1 pseudogene is annotated in these 266 nt (G+C 69.5%); it reads right to left on the bottom strand.

Features of this window, described 5'->3' with window-relative positions:
• Positions 1-42: 42 nt before the first annotated feature.
• Positions 43-266, bottom strand: a pseudogene (locus tag SB822_RS57775) (hypothetical protein); the annotation flags it as partial.

Consider the following 266-nt stretch of genomic DNA (forward strand, 5'->3'; position numbering starts at 1 on the left):
GGGGGTGCAAGGGTTTCGGGCAGTGATTACCCGCCCCACCCCTCACCTGCCGGGCTGGACTATCGCGTCGGGGATGTAGGGGGTCACCGAAACCCGGATCCGCAGCCGGTTGCCCGGGTCTTCCGGCAGCCGCGATCGGTACTTGGTGCCCTTGTAGACGTAGTCCACGTCGTAGGCGATCGGCCGGCGGAACTCGCGCCCGACCTCGACCACGCGGCAGTTGCGGCGGGTGCTGGGCGGGGTCGACGGCGGCACCACGGTATCGT

The sequence above is a fragment of the Paraburkholderia sp. SIMBA_054 genome (assembly GCF_046534875.1).
GTDB lineage: Bacteria > Pseudomonadota > Gammaproteobacteria > Burkholderiales > Burkholderiaceae > Paraburkholderia > Paraburkholderia hospita.